We start from the raw sequence: 20,955 nt of genomic DNA on the forward strand, positions 1-20,955 counted from the left end.
TACTTTACTCTTTAATTGCAATGCGGGTAATTCCCGGAGTACGAACTCCCGGTTTTAATTCTCCATTGATACAAAAGATATTTTTTCCGCATATCACCAATGCTGCGCCCGCACGAGCGGTATCCGGCGTACAAGCTATTGTTTGCCACTCTTGTAAGCGCACATCATACACAAGAATCCGCTTATTAAAACGATACCATTCCACCGGATGAGTCAAATAATCGGCAGCCGGTTTTTGAAGCGCACGCAAAAAGATGTCTTTATCAACACCACCCATACAGATAATCAGATTCTTACCCCAAGCAGTCGCCACGCCACCGCCTAAAGAAACTGTTTCGCCTGCCTCATTCACCACCTCGGGTAATGGTGTCCAAGTATCGGCAGCCGGTGAATATACATATCCATCAACCGAGAGAGAAGCGGCACGTCCTTCCACCGGCGCTGCAAAGCCACTCCACAGGTAGAAACATAATTGCCCATCAGCATCCAGTTGTGCGGCACTTACCGGTTGTACCCGAGGAGCGCCCGGAAAGGCGGGCAGTTCCCGCCACCCTTGAGGCAGTTGCTCCAAATCGAGACAATAAAATGCATTGGATGCCTTGCCGTTCTTGTTTCCCCCGGCAACATAGAGTTTATTTCCCAATAACGCGCCTGTCATATTATCCAGCGTGCAAGGCAATGAAGGTAATGTTTCCACAATAGCTTTCTTATCTGCCACACGTATACGATAAGTTACAGACAAAGCTCCCCGCTCATTCATCCCCCCTACACAGATGACTCCATCGGTAGTAGACACAGATACACCATAGGCCATTGCCTGCGGCAGCTGCCCCACTCTCTGCCAAACCAATATGGAGTCCTTCGGTATTAGCGCCGTATAAATATCGCGATAATATTTCTTAGCACCACCGGCATAGGCCGGTATTTCAGGAAAATTACAACCGCCGGCAATCAATAATTGCCCTGCCGCTATTCCTGCAAAGCAAGCCGAAACACCTTTGGCAAAATCCTTATCTTCCTGTGGAAAACCCTGCATCCGGCTGATTTTATCAATAGTGACATATGCGACAGGTGCGGCAGCACGGAAAGTCGAAGCCGGCAATCCCGCCTTATTCACCAGATTGGCACGGGTAAACGGTTGCCATCCATAGCGAATAAAACGGGGATTCTTAATATTGGTATTATACACTTTCAGACAGTCATCCTCAACTACGGCAGTAGCAAGTTCATAAACCCCGTCTTCCTCCGCCACTTCAAACGAACACAAAAGAGCCTCATCAACACTACCCAAACCATCGCCATAGTCGAACGAAACATATACAGCTCCATTTTTGAATTCCGCACAGCGAAACAACGGACCGGAAGGGAGTACATTTTCATGTCCATAAGTGCGGTTCAAAGCCCAATACGCCAATCTCTCGCCAATCGGTTTCTTATTGGCAGGGTGTACATCCAATGAATCTCCCTGATCACTGGATACAACCATTCCCGTATTGGAAACACATTTCATCAATCTTCGCTGACTATCGCGGAACCATGTCCACGACGGGCGGTCGATGCTTGACAGTTGCACATAATAAAAAGGCAGATCCGGTTCATCCCAGTTGGAACGCCAACTGTCAACCAATAGTTTAAAAAGTTTTTCATGCGCTTCCTTATTATGGGCATTCGATTCTCCCTGATACCAGACAATCCCTTTCAACGGATATTTATCCAAGGGACGAATACCGGATTCAAACAGATAACAAGGTTCGTAAGGATGACGTTGCCGCTTATCGGTAGCATATTTTATGTTCAAAGCAGCCCTTTCACGCACCCAGTCTTGAATAAGGTCATTCTTTGTCCAATCATGTAAGATAGCCGGAAACTCAAATTCCAATGTACGGCGGTCTATCCATGCTTCCGTAGGTGAACCGCCGACAGCATTGCATATCAAGCCCACCGGGACATTCAGACTATCACGAAGCATTTTACCGAAATGATAAGCAACAGCAGAAAAAGAAGCCGCCGTGCCAGAAGTACAAGATGTCCAGACAGTCGGTTTATAATATTGCAAATGATTCAGGGAGTCTAACACCGACGCATCCCACGCCACCGCATCCGTACGCCAGCGCGCTTTCATATCAAACAGACGAAGTTTGTCATCATTTGCTTCCGAAACATCAGTTTGCGCGGTAGCTGCCTGTTTCAACATAAACTCCATGTTGGATTGTCCGGAACATAACCAGACCTCACCAATCAATACATTTTTATAAGACAGGGTCTGTTTTCCAGTAGATATGGATAATGTATAAGGTCCGCCTGCCTGCAAAGGCATGAGTTGCACAGACCAGCAGCCGTTATCGTCTGCCCGGACAGTAATCTTCTGATGAGCGACACTTACTGAAACCGGTTCACCCGCATTCGCTTTCCCGTGTATTTTCAATGGAGTATCACGCTGCAACACCATATTGTCGGTATACAGGTCTGATACTTGCAAACAGACGGGATAAGACTCTTTCTCCCGATTTGCTATCTCTGCACCATAAGTAATACCATTTCCTATACCAGCCGCTTTCACTTTCTTTTGAGCCCAAAGACAAGTGCAGCAGAACAAGCTAAAGAATAAAAACAATACTTTCCTCATTTCTGTATGATATAAAGGTATAATTAACGATTTCAATTATTCTTTCAAGTGTTTTTTCAGCCAGGGAATGACTAACTCCGATTTAAAATAATGGTCAGGCGCATCTACATTCACCCTATTAAAATACTCATCCCTACTTAATCCTTCGGGCAGTTTATCAATCTTTTTGCGCTTTTGTGGGTCGGCAAATTTAGGATAATGGTACATCTCCACATTAGATGGATAACCGGATATTTCGTAAGCCTTACGAATTATATTGAAGTCGCGGTCTAATCCGCCTTCCGTCAGGATGACAGGACGCGGAGCCAACGAGGCTACAATATCCGGAAAGTTAAACTTGCGCCAGAAATTAGGAATCAAGTGCCGGATTGAGTTGGGAAAGATACGGGTTCCATTCTTATCGGGAGCGGTCATCACCAAAGCTCTTTCCTGGGTTTGACACAGAAAATCATTGTAGACAAAAGCGTATATAGAGGGATCCAGTACCCCCAAAACCATTAATGGTTCCGTACCCAAAGAAAATCCACTGACCACAATACGGTCTTTACGGATATAAGGCCGCGACTTCATCCACTCAAGTACCTGCATATCCAGATAAGCCGTATATCCCAAGTAACTCCATCCCATTTCCAGCAAGAAACGGGAAAACAAGTCATAGTTATAGTTTCTGCCTCGGACATACCGTTCCAGATCAGCCGCTTCACCTGCCGCCGGATTATCTACGGCCACCGCAATATATCCGGCTTTGGCAAAGTTTAGCGCCATAGTCACTTTTGGATTGCGGTAATCATCATCGAATTTAGCGGTTATCCCCGGTTCGCCGGCCAATCCTTCCTTAGAACCGCCCGAACCCGGAATACATAAAATGGCAGGTGACGGTTTCACCAAACTATCCGGTATTAGTACCAGAAATGTGGATACACATCCGGATAAAGGATAATATTCCCATTTTTCAAGTTGGTAACCGTCACGTTGTACAGTATGAATACACTTGGGAACCGAAGAGTTATCCTGTCGTTTCGGAAAGTTCATAATCTCTTGCATAGACTTACGGACTTTCTTCTGCCATTTGGAAAATTCCCTTTTACTCATGTCCGGACGAAAAGCACACTCCGGCTCTATATCGGATAACATGGTATGCACCACGCCATAAGAGCTGAGGAATCTTCCGTCGTCACGACCGGAGCGAATCACTTTGTGTTCATCCGGTGACCATCCCGTCACTTGGGCTGCAACCAATATGTACCAGCATAGAAGCAGACCAATCATTATATTTCTTTTTTTCATCTCTTCATGATTCAAAGCCTTGCAGCTATCTCTATCTTATTTCACAATATCCTTCAACTTCACTGCCTGAAAGGTCATCTGAGCAACACTGCTCTCATACAAAATACCGACGGTTTCTTTGTCAATCATTGTCAGGCATGAGTATCCCCAGTTATTGTCTTCATCCAGCAGTAACTGGTGTTGCGGCAGCCAGGTGACACCACCATCCAAACTGACTTTAATGGTAGTGCTATGACGTCCTTTCGTTGTATTAGGATTGGAAAATATCAGTATGTCTTTATCCAAGATGTTATCTTTAGCTTTCACGCTGATGAGACTTGCCATGCAAACAGGTTCCTGAAGCGCACTACGTGAAGACACGTGCTCCGTCCAAGTCAGCCCCAAATCTTTTGTTGTTGCAACGGCACGGCTTCCTTTACGGTTGTCACGCATGTTCAACATCAGTACTCCCGGTTCAACTTCGGCTACTTGCGCTTCCGTTGTATTGGTACGGGCATAATTATGCATTTTCCAGGTTTTTCCACCGTCTTTACTATACATAATTCCTGCATTGGGAATGCGGGTAGAATCTATGAACTGAGTAGGAAAGACCAATGTACCATCATCCATCGTAATACCTCTTCCGGGACCTTGCAACAAGAAATACCAGGAAGGATCTTTCACTTGGCCGGTTATATTGATTGGAGCAGACCACGTTTTACCATCGTCCGTACTTTTAGTCACCACCAATTGGGCGGTGCGGTTTAAGTCCATTCCCGGATGCGAGCTCCACCATGCACGCTGATTCCCCATCCCATGAGTCCATGCAGCTACAATCCATACGGTATTAGTCTTGTTATCCACCAAAATAGAAGGGTCACCCACCCCATTCTGTGCGGCAGGTAAACCGTCGTATTCACCAAAAGAGAGGGGTAAACGCATCTTCTCCCATGTTTGTCCGCCATCCGTACTGCGACTTAAACCTACATCCACATGTTCTTGCAAGTCTGCGCTATTATTATACCGGACATCATATACCCCCAGCAAAGTCCCTTTATTGGTAGTTACCAATCCCGGAATACGATAAGCGGTCGATTCATCATCACCGGCATGACGTACTCCAATACCGACACGATGCTCAACGCCTTTTGGTGATACTACTTGCAGAGGAGCTTTGTTATTATCCAAATTTACGGATACTACTTCCGCCGAAATCTTAGTAGCCAAAGAAGCTGAAGGTTTCACTTGCAAACTAATCCAAAAGTAATTTACACCGGGAAACAGTCTTTGATTTCCCACCAGTTTTATTTCTTTCTTTACAGGTTCAGTCACTTTCGATTTTAAAATGGAATAGGATGGATTCGCTGCCAATGTCTTTCCCGGTGAAGTGAAAGACAGATAAGATACAGGAGCAAAACGTTTTTTACCGTAATCTTGCAAAGCTTCCGTTCCACTATAATAGAGTTTTACAGACTGAATATTCTGCATCGAAGTGTTTTCCGTAAATTGTAGAACTACGTCGTTGAATGTCTGTGCCGTATCAGTTTCCAAACGTATATAGAAAAGTATGTTATCCTGCCGTTCCAAAAGAACCGGAATTTGCGCTTCCTTTACGAATACGGTATCGGCAGCTCGCAGATTACCAAACGATATAATACTATAAAGCAGAAATAAGAATCGGAGTTTTTTCATGGTAAATATGTTCTTTTATTATTCGGTATAATACCGATACGCTTATGCTATAAAAATAAATACGATATTAATCCTTCTCTGTTTCTTAAGCTGAAACAGTCAGTTCCAACGGGGGAACCATTAGTTTCCCGACATGGAACAGTTTGTTTCCTCAGGAGAAACAGTTTGTTCCACACCGGGAAACAAACTGTTTCGCTAAATGAAACTTTCTGTTTCATGCCAGGGAAACTCTTTTTTCTTCATAGGATAAAAGAAAAACTGCCTCAATACTCTTTTGCCATGTCTTGTCCAAAAGCTATCGGCAAAGCTAATGAAAAGTTTTATTATAGCAATTTCCGAGTGTTGAGGCAGCCTCATCGTTCTAAAGAGCTAATAGCTATTTAGTATCTTTCATGCAACGAACACAATAACCATAAGCGCGAGGATTTCCAGCGGGAGTACTACATCCGCCATTATCAAAAAAGAATCGAGCTCCACGATTAGCTGCATTAGCTGCATTACTCCAATTATTAATACCCACATTAGCCAATCCTTTGGATAACCGTTGCAAGGCTGGTCCCGTTGCAAAAGAAGCCGTATAAGCTATAAAGCCAGTAGCCGGATAAACATAAGTACTACTGAAAGTCGCTCCAGTTGTATTTTGGAGAGTTTTAATACCACCGTCAATCGTAGTAGTAAATCCTGCTGTCTTATGCTTGCCACCACCAGGTTCCGAGGTAAAGGTACTCCATACATAAGGATGTGGTACACGATAACCAGGAGGACATGGATCATAAATAGATTTTTCTCCGGCACCTTTTCCTTCAGCTCCATCAACCGCATACATCACAGAACTACCCCACAAATCACAAGCATCTTCTGCGAACCAGTTCTCTGAAATACCAGAAGCACCTCCATAAATAGTCATAGGATATTTAGCTATATCATCTCTTGTAATCGGAGTAGTGGTAGTAGCCCAATCCGTTGGTTCTATTGTATTATTATCTTTATCATAAACGACAGCAATAGAAGTGGCATTCTCCGAACTTGGACCAATAAGAGGATCTTTACGCCCCCATTGATAAAATAATCCATGAGCATCTTTACTATCTGTATCAGAATTCCACAATTCAGCACTTGTAGCACCCAAATTACGATCCATCATAACAGGTGACTGATAGGTTGCAAAATTAGCATAATTTTGATGTACTGTATAAGTTTGTACCTTTGCATCCAAGTCTGCATCTGTCACCCAAATATGCCAACTCCAAATAACAGCACCTGTATCATCATATGCAGCAATGACTGCATTACCCGATACTAATGGAGTTTCATCAGAACCATTCAGTGTGAAATACACATAATTGTTTTTTAATTTCACACCTGAAACTAAACTCCTGGCACTCTGCCATAAGATTGCCACAGATGACGGGGCTAATATAGAAGGAGTTATGCCAGGAAAAGTTGTGGTATTTGTTCCTGCCGGAGTTACTGCTCCATTACCCATAACCGTAGCATTGAAACGATATTCTTGTCCGGCCTTTCCCGCTATGTAGCAGTTCGCGGTTTCATTTGCACTCAAATCAACAGAATTATCACCCAGCACAGTTTCTGTAAGCGCATCCATATCTACTTCCAGAGTATTAAATTCGCCTGCAAGAATCTTCACAGAAGAAAGATTACCTTCCAAGCTTAAATCGTTATCTTCTCCTGCCTTTTCTATCACTACCGTTACTTTGCATTGCTTTGCCGACAAGTCCAAAGGATTTATAGACATATATCCGTGAAAGGCTTCATTCTGTACTAATTCCGGAGCATTATCCACTTTTACCTGTACTTTGGAAGAACCTTCGGCAATAGCAAACTGCCCTGTAGTCAAATCGAATTTATACTCACCCGCCAAAGGAACTCCGTCTTCCGTAGAGAATTCAATGGACTTTATCTTCCAGCCTGCATACTTCGCAGCTGTTTTACAACTGACATCCATATACCCTAACGCATGCTTGAAAGTCATGGGTACGGCGGTTTCTACTTCGGCAGAAGTAGCCGTGGCGTAAGTCAAAGCACTACTCATCAAATGAGTATTAGCCGTACCCGACTGCAACTGCGAATTACTTAATGTTCCGGCAATAGCTTTTGCGGAAGTATTATTCTTGTTATACGGTGCGTATACATAGAAAGTATGATCACCCGCCTCTTTATTCCATATTACCTGTGTGTAGAACAGACCTTCAGTCTGCCCTACGAAAGGAGCTGCAAGACCTACAGCCAGATTAACGGTTTCTGTCTGTTCGCAGAAGAAACCGATTTTACTGTCTGCCGCCCAAATTACCTTATTATTTTCATCCAGTTGTGACTGACAATTGAAGAAAATCTGATTCCCTCCTGCCGGCCGTGTAAAGTCATTTGTATAGTCGTCGTCACTGCATGCGGTAGTAAGAAGCCCTGCGCAGAGTCCTAAGACCAGAAATGTATATTGCTTTTTCATCTTCTTATGATTTAATTTTTCTAATGAATTATAATAAACTCACTTTCACCCGACCCACAGTTTAATAACCGGGTGTTTGTTCTACCTGAGGATCTTTAGACATTACGGTCGCATCAATAGGCCACAACAAATGTTTCTCTACCAAGTCGCCCGTAACGTTGATTTGAAGAGCCTTAGCCAAATCACCGTCTTTCATACGGCGAATGTCATACCAATGTTTACCCTCACCGACAAATTCTTTCGTGCGTTCTTCCAAAATGGCATCTTCAGCCGTTTCACCTGTCTGCGGATATTTATGAGTAACATAAGCATCACCATAAGCACGCTGGCGAATACTATTGATGTAAGTAGCAGGATCACCGCCTTGCATAGCCACTATTTCAGCTAACAGCAATTGTAAATCCGCATAGCGATAAATAGGCCAGTCATTAGTAAAACGACGGGTATTATTATCCATTTCACCCATAAACTTCGTCAAAAGAATAGCCGCATCGCCACCCTCTATTTTATACACATCAAAAAATGTAGTGCTACGGCGAATATCATCTTCACCGAACTCATCAAAGAGAGCTTTGGTATATTGAAAATTAGAAGCGGTACCATTCAGATTCAAAGGATTCACATTATCTCCAGTGTACGCTTTACCGTCAGCATCTTGAAAACCTACCAGATTGGTATTTGTAGGGTATAAAAATTTACTGAAGAAATTTTCTTTTTCGTTCAAAAGATAACGGATTACAAATATCATTTCCTTATTATCCTTTTTGGCAACATCAAATACATCCGCAAAGCTTGTTGTAGAGGCAAAGCCATACTTCTCCGAATCTATAACGTCTTGTAATGCTTGCTTGGCGGCAGTCAAATCGGCAGACACATCCTTAGAGTAAACATTAGCACCGCCAATCGGTCTCACCTTACATCCCCACAGCAGAATCTCGGCTTTAAGCATTTTTGTTGCCGCTTTACTCCAATAAGAGCTTTTGTCCGTGGAATTAATTGTATATTCGTCTTTCTCAAAATAATCGTCCGATGCTTTTATATCCTTCACCAAGAAAGTGTAAATTTCCTCTTCTGTGGCACGAGGCTGATTCAAATCGGCGGGAGTAAAGCTACCATCCATCACACGTGCCGTCTCTATCAACGGTACCCCACCATAAGTACGGAACAGATGGAAGTAATAAAAACTTCTCAACCCATGCAGTATACCCATATAGTAATTCTTTTCGGTCTCGTTCAAAGCACCGGTACCGGGAACCGACTGAATAGCATGGTTAATCTGCATAATATCCATATAGAAATTACCCCAGTTGGTAATAACGGAATTGGTTACCGTCAGGTTATTATTCACTGCCGCAACATCGCTGATAGATTGGTTGAAAAGAGAGGAACTCGCTCCCACAAATGTTCCCCCTCTGAGTTCGCCCATCTTGAAAAATACCTCCTGGCGTTCGCGAAGACGATAGTGTAAACCTCGAACATAACGTTCCACCTGGTCTTTTGTACTCCAATAATTACTGATACCATAGGAGTCTACCGGGCTTAATTCCAGGTAATCGCATGACTGTATGGCTCCTATCAACAATATCAAGAATATGTATTTTATTTTTTTCATAATACTATCTTTCTTTATGATTTAAATATTAGTAAAGTTAGAACACAACCTTTATTCCCATCAAGACAGTCTTCGGCAAGGCATATCCGCCCTTACCGTCATCCTTGGTATTATTTGCGGAATCATACTCGGGAGTATAGAGATTGTTGCTCGTCACATAGAACAGATTCTGCCCGGTGAGCGTTACCGTTACCTTCTCCATCATTGCTTTCTTTGTCCACTGGGAAGGCAAATCATAACTCAAGGAGATTTCACGAGCACACAGGTAAGCAGCATTTTCCCAGAATAAAGAAGTACTACGAGTATAGTTTTTCTTAAAATTAGTATCATTAGTCATTAATACCGGCAATCCTGCAGTAGGATTATCCTCTGTCCATGTTTCTTTAGCGAGCTCCGGCACATTAAAGGAACCGGACGTAATTCCCATGAAATATTGATAACCGCTATTCCACTTCTTATATCCCAGCGCATAGTCGAAACGGGCAAAAAGTGTCAGTCCTTTCCAGGAAGCAGAAGTATTAAAACCACCCATCCACTTAGGTATGGAGTTACCAAGCTTTACCTGGTCGTGCGTATCGATGATACCGTCACCATTTACATCGTACCATACAGCATCACCGGGAGCAAGTTGCTGGGCATTTCTCTGCTGTTCAACAGTTAACTGGGCATAGGCCGCCGGACCGTATACAGGCTGAGAAGGAACCTTGTCTACGTAATAAGCATAGTTTGCAAGGTCTGCCTCATCACGAACAACATGTGTCATCTTAAAACCATAAATATCGCCATAAGATTGTCCTTCCTGTGTACCGCCTCTCCACACTGTTTCATTGCTTCCTTTACCTTTGTAGACCTCTGTACCGCCTTGACGGTTGTTTTCATTACCGTTATCAGGCAATTTCAGCACTTTAGACTTAACAAACGTAATATTGGCACCTACATTCCACTTAAAATCTTTACGATCGAAAATACGATAATTCACTTCCAATTCCATACCCTGGCTGCGTACCGCACCGTTGTTGGTTTTCATAGAGCCCACACCGGATGAAGCAGACAAGGGTACATCAGCTATCAAATCGGTAGTTTTCTTATTGAAGTAACCTGCACTGAGATCTACCTTATTGAACAAACCTAACTCAATTGCCGCATCAAAAGAAGTTGTCTTTTCCCAACGTAATCCGGGGTAAGCGATGTCATTTATCAATAAACCATAAACACCATTATAATTACCGGCATTGGCGTAACTTCCCTGCAACTCATACAACCCGATACCATTTACATTACCATTCTGTCCATATCCCATACGTAACTTCATATTAGAGAATATATCCAGATATTTTTCCATAAATTCTTCACGATACACATTCCATGCAGCGCTTACACCCGGGAAGAATCCCCAACGGTTGTCCACCAACTTGGAATAACCGTCATAACGTCCGGAGAAAGAGAACAAATATTTGCTCTTATAGTCATAGGATGCATTGATGAAACCGGACATAATACGTTCTTGTGTGTGAGTAGTAGACATATTACGAGTGGATTTTCCATTAGCATCCAAAGGCTCTGTAAACTGCAGTCCGATAAAATCATCGGAAGTCGCTCCCTGACCGGACGCTTTAAGACCGAAATTATATTTATCTATCATTTCAAAACCACCTACGGCACTGATGTTATGATTGCCAAAAGAAGCATTATAGTTCAATATGGCATTATAGGTCTGATCCAAACGACGTGCATAATCGGCAGAAGCCTTTCGGTTGGAATCTACCTTACCCGGACCATTCGGAAGTTCCTTGTTGAAAGATTCTTTTTCAACCATGTGAAGATACCACATACCACTCATTTTCAAGCTCAGCCCTTTCATAAGGTCTATTTGGAATGAAGTTCCCAAGGTAGTCTTATAAGCCGTATTTCTACGATAGTAATAGTTCTTCATCTCATTCCAGTTGGCATTCTGAGTATTATTGATTAATTTAATAACCGTTCCATCCATGTTGGCACCTTTAAAAGTAGGTGGAACAGCAGGTACCACACTCCAGAAATTGGCATCGCTCATATAGTTGGGATTCGTTTCGGAACGAGAAAAGTTTACGAAGCCGGAAGCTTTCAACCAATTCTTAATTTTGTATTCACCATTCAAATTGAAAGATAAACGTTCATAACCGGATTCTAATGGGAAACCTGTTTCATCATAATATCCAATACTTGAATAATACTTTCCTTTTTCATTACCACCCGAGAAAGAAATATTGTAATCTTGCGTCCAAGCGTCCTGCATATTCAAATCACGCATATTGGTTTCCTTAAACAACAAATAGTTATCGGTAACAGGGTCTTTCATAGACTGCCAACCGTAATCCAACAAATATTTATTCTTATCGGTCAGAATTGTAGTACTGTAAATACCACTGGCTGTCTGATTGCCATCGGCCGTAATATCATTTCCCGTACCCCAACCGTTAACAAGATTCAGATCATCTCCACTACGATTTGCAGCCATACGTTCCCAATACAGATAATCACGGGCATTCAGGAAATTATAATTATCGCGGGCAAAACCTTTACCTACGTTTACATTCAAAGTGATAGTAGTTTTACCGACATGACCGCTCTTGGTGGTCACCAATACTACACCATTGTTGGCACGGGCACCATAAAGCGCCGTTGCAGCGGCATCTTTCAAAATTTCGATAGACGCAATATCATTACTATTAATATCGTTCATATCATCCTTTTGTACACCATCAATAATATATAGCGGACTACCTTTACCGTCCAAAGAAGCACCGGCACGAACTTGAATAGAAGGTCCCGTTCCCGGCTGACCGGAAGTCTGCGTAACACGTACACCTGTAACAGTACCGGCCAAAGCCGTCAACGGATTGGCACGTACCCCCCTCTCCAACACTTCAGAAGAAACTTTAGAAATAGCAGCCGTCAACTTATCTTTAGTTACGGTTTTTCCGTAACCCGTAACGATAACTTCTTGCAATCCTACAGCATCTTCTTTCATTACAACAATAATACTTTTACGCCCACTGACAGAAATCTCCTGTTTAGTATAGCCTATGTAAGAAAAAGCCAATACCGATTTGTTTTTTGTCAGAGTTAACGTATATTGTCCATCCAGATTAGTAATGGCACCATTGGATGTGCCAATTTCCAATACAGAAACGCCAATCAGCGGTTCTCCTTCAGTGTCCTTTACAACACCTGTCACTGTCTGTCCTACTTGCGCATACAAGCTGCTCAAGGAACAAAGCATTACCACTGCCATGAGAATTACTTTCTGACAGCTCTTTAAGTGTATTTTTCTCATATCAAAAAAACAGGTTATTTAGAAGATAATATAAACAAATCCAATCTTATCCAGCCTTCCGGTCTGGTTGAAGTTTTTGTAAATCCGGGTAAATCGCCAAGTTCCGCAACAATAACCAAATCACCATCAGGCATCAATGCCATACAAGTATATCCCGCTGCTTTATCATAAAGCACCATATGATCTGCAGCATTAAATGTATGCGAATGTCCGTCAAAGAATTTTGCTTTGGCAAGATATAGGATACCACGGTCATCGTGTGAACTGGTAGCGGTGATTCCTTTTGCTCCACAATAGTACAGCCAGTTATCTTTCACTATCACACTTCCTGCACAACCTTTCTCCGGAGTTGGTAATTGTGATGCCGGATAATCCGAGAATCCCGGCCACTTGGCACCACCATCTGTACTATAATAGTTTTGCCGATATCCATTATATCGAATATTGCCAATCAATGCACCGTCAGGAGCCTCAGTAACCGTCCACTCACCCGATTTATTAGGCTGACCTGTTTGCCAGGTAACACCATGATCATCTGAATACATAGCGGTATTTCCACCATTAGAAACAGTTCCTTTATCCGCATCGACCTTAAATGAACGCATAGGAACAATCAAACGGTCCTTATACATCTCATTTGTCATTTGTACACCGGAACCGGGACCAAAGCTGCCAATCATTCTTGTAAAACCACTATATATACCAATCTGCACTTCATCCGTGAGATCTTTCCTTGTCCAGGTTACACCATCATCTTCAGAGGTATACATGATAGCTCTGTTATTATAGCCTTGTTGAGCAGAAGGTTTACCAACTGCATCCCATAAAGAAGTAAAAAGGAAAATCTTTCCGGTAGTCTGGTCAACCACAACTGTCGGGTCCATGTAAGAGAGTTCTGAAGAAACGGCTTGCTCTGTTATATTCTTTTCTGTCCAGGTAGCTCCCTTATCCGTACTACGCTTCATAAAAATATCCGTACGTCCCGATTTATCCATCCAAGTACCATAACGAGTTTCACAAAAAACAAGTATCGTACCGGCTTTTGTAACTGCCACCGCAGGCACACGATAAGAAACGTCAGTACTTACTTTAGAATTAAATACAGTAGTCGTTGAAGTTACTTTCCACACCGGATCCGCATCAGGAGCAGGTGTCGGATCGTCCGGGTCAGGTGTCGGATCGGGTGTCGGTTCTTCTTGTTCCATCTCATCCGGATAGGGCACAGGTGAAAAATCATTGACACTATCATCTGAACAAGCTGTAAAAACAAGCAAGCTCATAACGATACTCATAGTATAAAAAAAGTTTTTCATAAATATAAAATTAAAGATTAATAATAGGTAGTATAAGCAAGTCCAGTCTCATCCAACCGGCCGGACGCTTGAGAGGTTTGATACCGGGCAATGATTTACGGGTAAATCCAGGAGTATCTGCCGTTTCAAATATAATCGCCATTCTGCCGTCCGGCAAGAAGGACATACAACTATAGCCTGAAGCTTCATCATATAATTGAATTCCATCGTTCCATGTCTTCCCGCCATCGCAGCTTTTATACAAAGCCAGACCTACGCGTTCATCATATTCCGGTGTTTCAGCTTTTCCTCTGATACCAGAAAAATAGAGTTGTCTTCCTTGTCCCAAAACGCTCGCCTGACATCCTTTAGAAACACCCGGTAGTGCCGGTTCTTTTACCGCTTTGCTCCAAGTACCCCCACCGTCAGCGCTATATGCCACCATACGCGCTCCCGGTATGCGAGCATTGTAAACCAATGTTCCGGCAGGAGATTCGGCTATTTGAAATTCATCACCGGTATCGCCTTTACCACCCATTGTCCATGTCCGGCCATGATTATCGGAATAGATTGCTACGTTATGAGCACTTTTTCTTTCGGAATCAACTACACGGGTCGGTAAAACCAATCGTTCCTTAAACTGTTTTCCCGACATCTGTAAACCTGCTCCCGGACCAAAACCGACAATATGATAGCCTGCTGGAATAATCGTAGATGTAACATCCACAGGCGAAGACCAAGTTTTTCCATTATCATCCGAAGTGATAAGAATAGCACGATTCTTTGTTCCGGAATGGTCTTCCGACGGCCAAAAAGTTGTAAATAAAAAGATGCGTCCGGTAATCGAATCAAGAATCGGAGTAGGATCCATATAAGCACCGGTAATACCTTGTGTCAAATCTTGCATAACAGACCATGTTTTTCCTGTATCCTCGCTTCGCTTCACTACAATATCCGTACGGCTTTTATCCCGCCAACTATCTCTACGCGCCTCACAAAAAACAAGCAAAGTACCATCTTTGGTTGTCAACAGTGAGGGAATACGATAGCTGTTCACATTATCATCCCCGGCAGAAAAGACAGTACACTTCTTCAGTCCGGAGAAATCTGATTGTTCTGTTGTTTGCGCTTCTCCTTTAATTGAGAAAAGAAAAGATAAAAAAACTACTATGAATAGATTCTTCAATATGTGCATATGATATTTTTATAAATGAAAATACAAACATCACTTACAGCAGTTCCTGACACAGCATATAACTACGAATCATCATTCGAGGTATATGGAAAGGACCCTTAAACAGATTACCTTTGGCAGGTTGGGCCACCGTGCCGTCACGGTGCAGATAACCATACCACTCACCATATTCCCTATCAGGGAAATGAGCATACGTCCAATCACTTATCTGCTTATGCATGGCAAGGTATTTTTCATCGTGAGTTGCCTGATAAGCATAAAGAGTGGCAATAACAGCTTCGGTCTGCGGCCACCAGAATTTCATATCCTGGGAATAATCCTGTGCGGGGAAATTACGACAGTCCCGGAAGTTTATTATACCGCCATATTCTTTATCCCATCCCCATTCCCAAGACCAGTCGAGAATCTGAAGAGCCGTTCGTACCAAATCTTTATCCCAGTCGCGATAGCGGGCTTCTTCTAAAATGAACCAGGAAGTCTCGATACAATGCCCCGGGTTAATGACACGCCCGTTACAGGTATCAATGAACTCTCCATCTTTTCCCACCATTTCAAGCAATGCTTTAAACTCGGGATGAATAAAGTACTTTCGGATAGCCGCAAGCGATTCATCAATTTGTGTGTCGAGTATCGGATCGGAAATAGCAGCACGGACACGAGAAGCCGTATTGATGAGAATCATCGTAATGGAATGTCCTCGAGCCTGTAGTGCAGGCAGATACTTGGGCTCCAGAAAACCGGGGGTGGAAAGAAACCTTTGTATACGTTTGAAAAGAGCTAAAGCCTTTTCTGCATAAGTTTTATCTCCTGATGCAATGGCGTATTCTGACATGGCAATGACGGCAAAACACTCGGAAAACACATAGCGACGTTTACGCAAAGGAGTACCGTTTTCAGTAACCTCAAAGTACATATGTCCGTCAGCATCAAAACAGTGCTTTTCTATAAAGTCTATACAACTCTTAGAAGCCGCAAGCCATTCCGGATTCTGTTCTATGTTATTATAAGCATAGGCTGCAATAAACCCAAAACGTCCCTGAAACCATACAGATTTCGTAGTGTCCATTAAACGGCCATCACGATCAATACAAGTATATACTCCGCCATGCTTACGGTCAAGACCGTAGCGCATCCAAAAAGGCATAATATTCTCAGTGAAATCATGTCGATAGGATGCTGACCATGAGGTTAAATAATCCGTTACATTCATAGTTTATCAGATTTTAGAATTTATTGCAACGTTCAAAGAAATGAATAGCCTCAAGCTCTGCTTTCATCTGGCATTCTTCCTCATCGGTCATATTTTGGAAAGGAGTACGATTCTTACCTAGGTCTAGACCGATAAGCTTCATTATACGCTTACCTCCCACTATATTTCCACGGAAATGGCAAATAACATTAATCACTTCTTGCGAGAAGTTCTGACGTTCACGCGCCAATTCAAGGTCACCGGCCTTCCAGGCATCAATGATACCTACCAGTTCCTTTCCATTATAATTGGTAGTACCGCCAATGCCACCCTGCGCACCTCCCATTGCCAAACAGGGAAGAATCGTTTCATCCTGACCGTGGAGCATATCGTACTTACCATTCTTATAAAGACGGCACTGATTGTATTCGTACATACTCTCGAAAGTATATTTAATGCCGGCGAAATTAGGTACTCGCCCATCAACCGCTTCCAATAACTTAACCATAGGCAGGAAAGCACCGTTGAAAGCGGGAATATGATAATAATAGAACGGAAGTTCGGGAGCACCCGCTGCAATTTCTTCAATATACTTTACCAATTCTTCCACACGACCAATTTTAGGAAACGGTGGAGCCATTGCTCCAATAGCTGTAGCTCCGATTTTCTGCGCATGCTCCGCCAACATACGGCTCGCTTTGACGCAGCAGCTCCCAACGTGAACAATTACCTTAAATCCTGCCGGCGCAACAGATACCCAACGCTCGGCAAGTTTCATACGCTCTTCTTCAGTCAACATATATCCTTCACCGGAAGAACCATTAATGAATACTCCTTGAAGGCCATTTTTCTGCAACATTTTTGCATAGGCTTCAATAGGTTCATAGTTTACTTCTCCATTTTCATAAAACGGAGTGAAAGGCGCATCAATCAAACCAATAATCTTTTCCATACTTTTTATTTCTTAATATCATTAATGTTATTATTATTCCATATTGTCTGTCTGAGGACGAAGAAAGTAAAGTTGCAAAGCCAACGCTACCAGTACTATAATACTGAGCATGGCAAATCCTTGTCCCAAGTTTCCTCCATCGGTCCATTTTCCTAATAACTCGGTAACGGCGGCACCGGCAAATACACCTGTCATATTCATAATACCATAGGCGGTACCACGATGTTTTGCCGAGACGAACTGACAAAGGATAGGCATATTATTAGCATCGAAAATACCAAAACCTATTCCGAAAAGCAGTCCGGCACCAATAACAGCTGCAAAGCTGTGTCCAAAACCCAGCAGCATTAACGCAGGAATCGTCAACCCTAATCCGATAGCCCCCGTATAAACACGCCCTCTGATATTTTTTTGTACCCACCGGTCAGATAAAATACCTCCTACGATAACCCCGATAAACGAAGAAAAAGCGATTGTTATAGTAGAGATCGGACCGGCTTCAGACATAGGAATATTCAAACTTTCGGAGAATAATGTCGGTAACCAGTTTTTAGTCGCCCAACCGGGAAGACTCGGAGCTGCAAAATAGAAAAGGATAATCCAGAAAGCCCAAGTAGAAAAAAGTACACTAAGCCCGCTAAATAAAGACGGTTTCTTTTCTCCCGATGCTATTGGCGTCTCTTTTACCAAAGCATGGGCCGGATTTTCACGCAATGTAACAACCAAAATCAATGAATACACAATACCTATGATACCGAACCAATGAAACGTGGAATGCCAAGAAAAGATAGCCGCCACCGTAGCGCCAAATCCACCGATAGCTTGCCCTACATAAAGTCCGGTCATATGTATCCCAATAGCCAATGAACGGGATTTACCTTGATGCCAATCAGCAATAAGAGATAAGGCAGAAGGTATATAAAGCGCTTCACTAATTCCCATCACTGCACGAAGCCAATATAATTCGTGAAAATTATCAGCATATCCCATCAAATAAGTGACAGCGGACCAAACAAACAAACTTCCGACAACCAACCACTTACGACTGAAACGGTCAGCAATCATACCGGCAACTGGGCTCATAAAACCGTAAATCCATAGAAAGATAGCCATTAGAGCTCCAAAGGCTTCCGCTTTATTCAATTCTACAATATCAACCTTCATAGCCTCCTGCATAGTAGAGAGCATTTGGCGATCCATGTAATTGAGTAGAGCAACCACCCATAATAAAGCAACTACTACCCAAGGATACAGATTTTTGTTTTTCATAATCTTTAGTTAAAGCTATATTAATTTATTTTGATGCAAATATATCAATCATTTTATTATATACAAAATATTTAATAAATTATTTTATTAAACACAAGACATTAATTAAAAACATATAGATAACAAATAAATATAAATAAAAATAGCGCAAGAGAATGAATTGCATTCAACTTACGTCATGCTTTTTACCCCACTAATCTAATACCAATTATTTTTCAAATCTTCACTTTAGCTATTAGCTTACGAATTTTCCCTTGACCAATTATAGGCGCATGAGGATCCTCCGGATATACAATCATAAACTGGCCTGGATATAAATCGACCCATGTAGTTGAACAGTCTGAATACAAGGCACAATCTCCTTCTTTCTCATAAGGCTTAACTTCCTGATTTACATCTTCAAAAGCCTTCCATCCAATTCTTTCTATACCTTGCAAAAGAATATGTACATCAATATAAGCACGATGGACTTCCAACACTTGTTTAGCTTGTGCAACACATTCAGGATTGATATTCATAATAAATAAATTATCACCGTCAATATCAATACGTCCTAATTCCGCATGAAGCAAATCATGGCTTTTTACATAGTCAAAAAGAGTTTTAAACAAAGGGTGGAGCACCTCTACCCTACTGCTATTCTGTAAATTCGATACAATCATTTTCGCTGTTTTTTTAGTTATATATGAAAATTCCGAGGCAAATATAGAAATTAATTTAATTACACGGGAGATATTAATAAATTATTTTAGTATATATAAAATATAAAGCTAAATTTATTATCTTTGTAGAAATTCAATCAGTAGAAGACATGAGACAGCAACTTTTAAAGGAAATAGAGTTAGGAAGCAAAAGTGCTCTCGTAAAAAAGAGAATTATTACACATTATATATATAATGGCAGTTCTACCATTACCGACCTATCCAAAGAATTAGACCTAAGTATACCTACCGTTACCAAATTTATCAGCGAGATGTGCGAAGACGGATATATCAATGATTACGGTAAATTAGAAACCAGTGGTGGGCGACATCCAAGTTTATATGGCCTTAATCCGGAATCCGGATACTTTATCGGCGTAGATATCAAAAAGTTTGCTGTCAACATCGGCTTGATTAATTTCAAAGGTGATATGATGGAATTGAAGATGAATATTCCCTACAAATTTGAAAATACACCGGAAGCCATGGAAGAGCTATGCAGACTTATCAGTTCTTTCATAAAGAAAACAAAAGTCAATACAGAGAAAATATTAAATATCAATATCAACATATCCGGACGAGTTAATCCTGAGTCAGGATATAGTTTCAGTCAGTTCAATTTCTCAGAGCGTCCGTTAGCAGAAGTCCTAACTGACAAAATAGGATGTCAAGTCTGTATTGATAATGATACCCGTGCCATGACCTATGGTGAATATTTGCAAGGTTGTGTAAAAGGAGAAAAGAACATTATATTCGTCAATATAAGCTGGGGACTTGGCATCGGAATTATCATAGACGGTAAAATATACACCGGAAAATCAGGTTTCTCCGGAGAATTCGGACATATCAATGTTTTTGATAACGAAATACTGTGTCACTGTGGCAAAAAAGGATGCCTGGAAACAGAAGCATCCGGTTCCGCGATATATAGAATTTTACAAGAACGCATTAAAAAAGGCGAGTGTTCCATACTGTCCGGTCGGGCAAACAACCAAGAGCTTCCGCTTACATTGGACGAAATTATTTCTGCCGTAAACAAAGAAGATTTGCTGTGTATTGAAATTGTAGAGGAAATCGGACAGAAGCTAGGTAAACAAATTGCAGGATTAATCAATATATTTAATCCTGAATTGGTTATTATTGGCGGAACCCTATCATTAACCGATGACTATATAGCCCAGCCTATTAAGACAGCAATAAGAAAATATTCGCTAAACCTCGTAAATCAGGATTCTGTTATTACAGTTTCAAAACTAAAAGACAGGGCAGGAATTGTAGGTGCTTGCATGCTGGCACGAAGCCGGATGTTCGAATATTAAAATATAACCTTCTACTCTTTCCCTAGCGTAGAATAGAAGGTTATCTTTTTTCTTTAGTT

At 41.9% G+C, this 20,955-nt stretch carries 13 protein-coding genes; 1 reads left to right on the forward strand and 12 read right to left on the reverse strand.

Annotation, left to right across the window (positions count from 1 at the left end; translation table 11 throughout):
• Positions 1–4: 4 nt before the first annotated feature.
• The 12 genes from BHV73_RS14720 to BHV73_RS13705 form a co-directional block, all read right to left on the reverse strand.
• On the reverse strand, positions 5–2,626 hold the full coding sequence (locus BHV73_RS14720; RefSeq protein ID WP_009120666.1) for a cyclically-permuted mutarotase family protein: 2,622 nt from the start codon (positions 2,624–2,626) through the stop codon (positions 5–7).
• 36 nt (positions 2,627–2,662) lie between these two features.
• The gene (locus tag BHV73_RS13655; RefSeq protein ID WP_009120665.1) at positions 2,663–3,913 is read right to left on the reverse strand and encodes an alpha/beta hydrolase family protein; all 1,251 of its coding nucleotides are present in this window, start codon (positions 3,911–3,913) and stop codon (positions 2,663–2,665) included.
• Between the two features lie 36 nt (positions 3,914–3,949).
• A complete protein-coding gene (locus BHV73_RS13660) occupies positions 3,950–5,584 on the reverse strand; it encodes a sialidase family protein (protein ID WP_118467836.1) in 1,635 nt (544 codons plus the stop codon).
• A gap of 376 nt (positions 5,585–5,960) precedes the next feature.
• A complete protein-coding gene (locus BHV73_RS13665; protein ID WP_009120662.1) occupies positions 5,961–8,051 on the reverse strand; it encodes a fimbrillin family protein in 2,091 nt (696 codons plus the stop codon).
• Positions 8,052–8,112: 61 nt separating this feature from the next.
• Entirely contained in the window at positions 8,113–9,663 is a 1,551-nt protein-coding gene (locus BHV73_RS13670; RefSeq protein WP_009120661.1) for a RagB/SusD family nutrient uptake outer membrane protein, read from the reverse strand.
• Between the two features lie 37 nt (positions 9,664–9,700).
• Entirely contained in the window at positions 9,701–12,937 is a 3,237-nt protein-coding gene (locus BHV73_RS13675) for a SusC/RagA family TonB-linked outer membrane protein (protein WP_286738591.1), read from the reverse strand.
• Positions 12,938–12,993: 56 nt separating this feature from the next.
• Positions 12,994–14,292 (reverse strand): sialidase family protein, encoded by a 1,299-nt coding sequence (locus BHV73_RS13680; protein WP_286738593.1) that lies wholly within the window; start codon positions 14,290–14,292, stop codon positions 12,994–12,996.
• 10 nt (positions 14,293–14,302) lie between these two features.
• Positions 14,303–15,466, reverse strand: a complete 1,164-nt coding sequence (locus BHV73_RS13685; RefSeq protein ID WP_009120658.1) for a sialidase family protein — start codon at positions 15,464–15,466, stop codon at positions 14,303–14,305.
• A 34-nt stretch (positions 15,467–15,500) separates the two neighbouring features.
• Positions 15,501–16,676, reverse strand: coding sequence for an AGE family epimerase/isomerase (locus BHV73_RS13690; protein ID WP_022218376.1), 1,176 nt, complete (start codon positions 16,674–16,676; stop codon positions 15,501–15,503).
• Between the two features lie 13 nt (positions 16,677–16,689).
• A complete protein-coding gene (locus BHV73_RS13695) occupies positions 16,690–17,607 on the reverse strand; it encodes a dihydrodipicolinate synthase family protein (RefSeq protein WP_009120656.1) in 918 nt (305 codons plus the stop codon).
• Between the two features lie 33 nt (positions 17,608–17,640).
• Complete coding sequence (locus BHV73_RS13700) at positions 17,641–18,876, reverse strand: MFS transporter (RefSeq protein ID WP_009120655.1); 1,236 nt, start codon at positions 18,874–18,876, stop codon at positions 17,641–17,643.
• Positions 18,877–19,091: 215 nt separating this feature from the next.
• The gene (locus BHV73_RS13705; protein ID WP_009120654.1) at positions 19,092–19,538 is read right to left on the reverse strand and encodes a NanQ anomerase/TabA/YiaL family protein; all 447 of its coding nucleotides are present in this window, start codon (positions 19,536–19,538) and stop codon (positions 19,092–19,094) included.
• Between the two features lie 149 nt (positions 19,539–19,687).
• On the opposite strand from BHV73_RS13705, the gene BHV73_RS13710 reads away from it, so the two are divergent.
• Positions 19,688–20,896 (forward strand): ROK family transcriptional regulator, encoded by a 1,209-nt coding sequence (locus BHV73_RS13710; RefSeq protein WP_009120653.1) that lies wholly within the window; start codon positions 19,688–19,690, stop codon positions 20,894–20,896.
• Positions 20,897–20,955 lie beyond the last annotated feature (59 nt).

It is taken from the genome of Bacteroides sp. 44_46, from assembly GCF_001915465.1.
In the GTDB taxonomy this organism is placed as follows: Bacteria; Bacteroidota; Bacteroidia; order Bacteroidales; family Bacteroidaceae; genus Bacteroides; species Bacteroides clarus.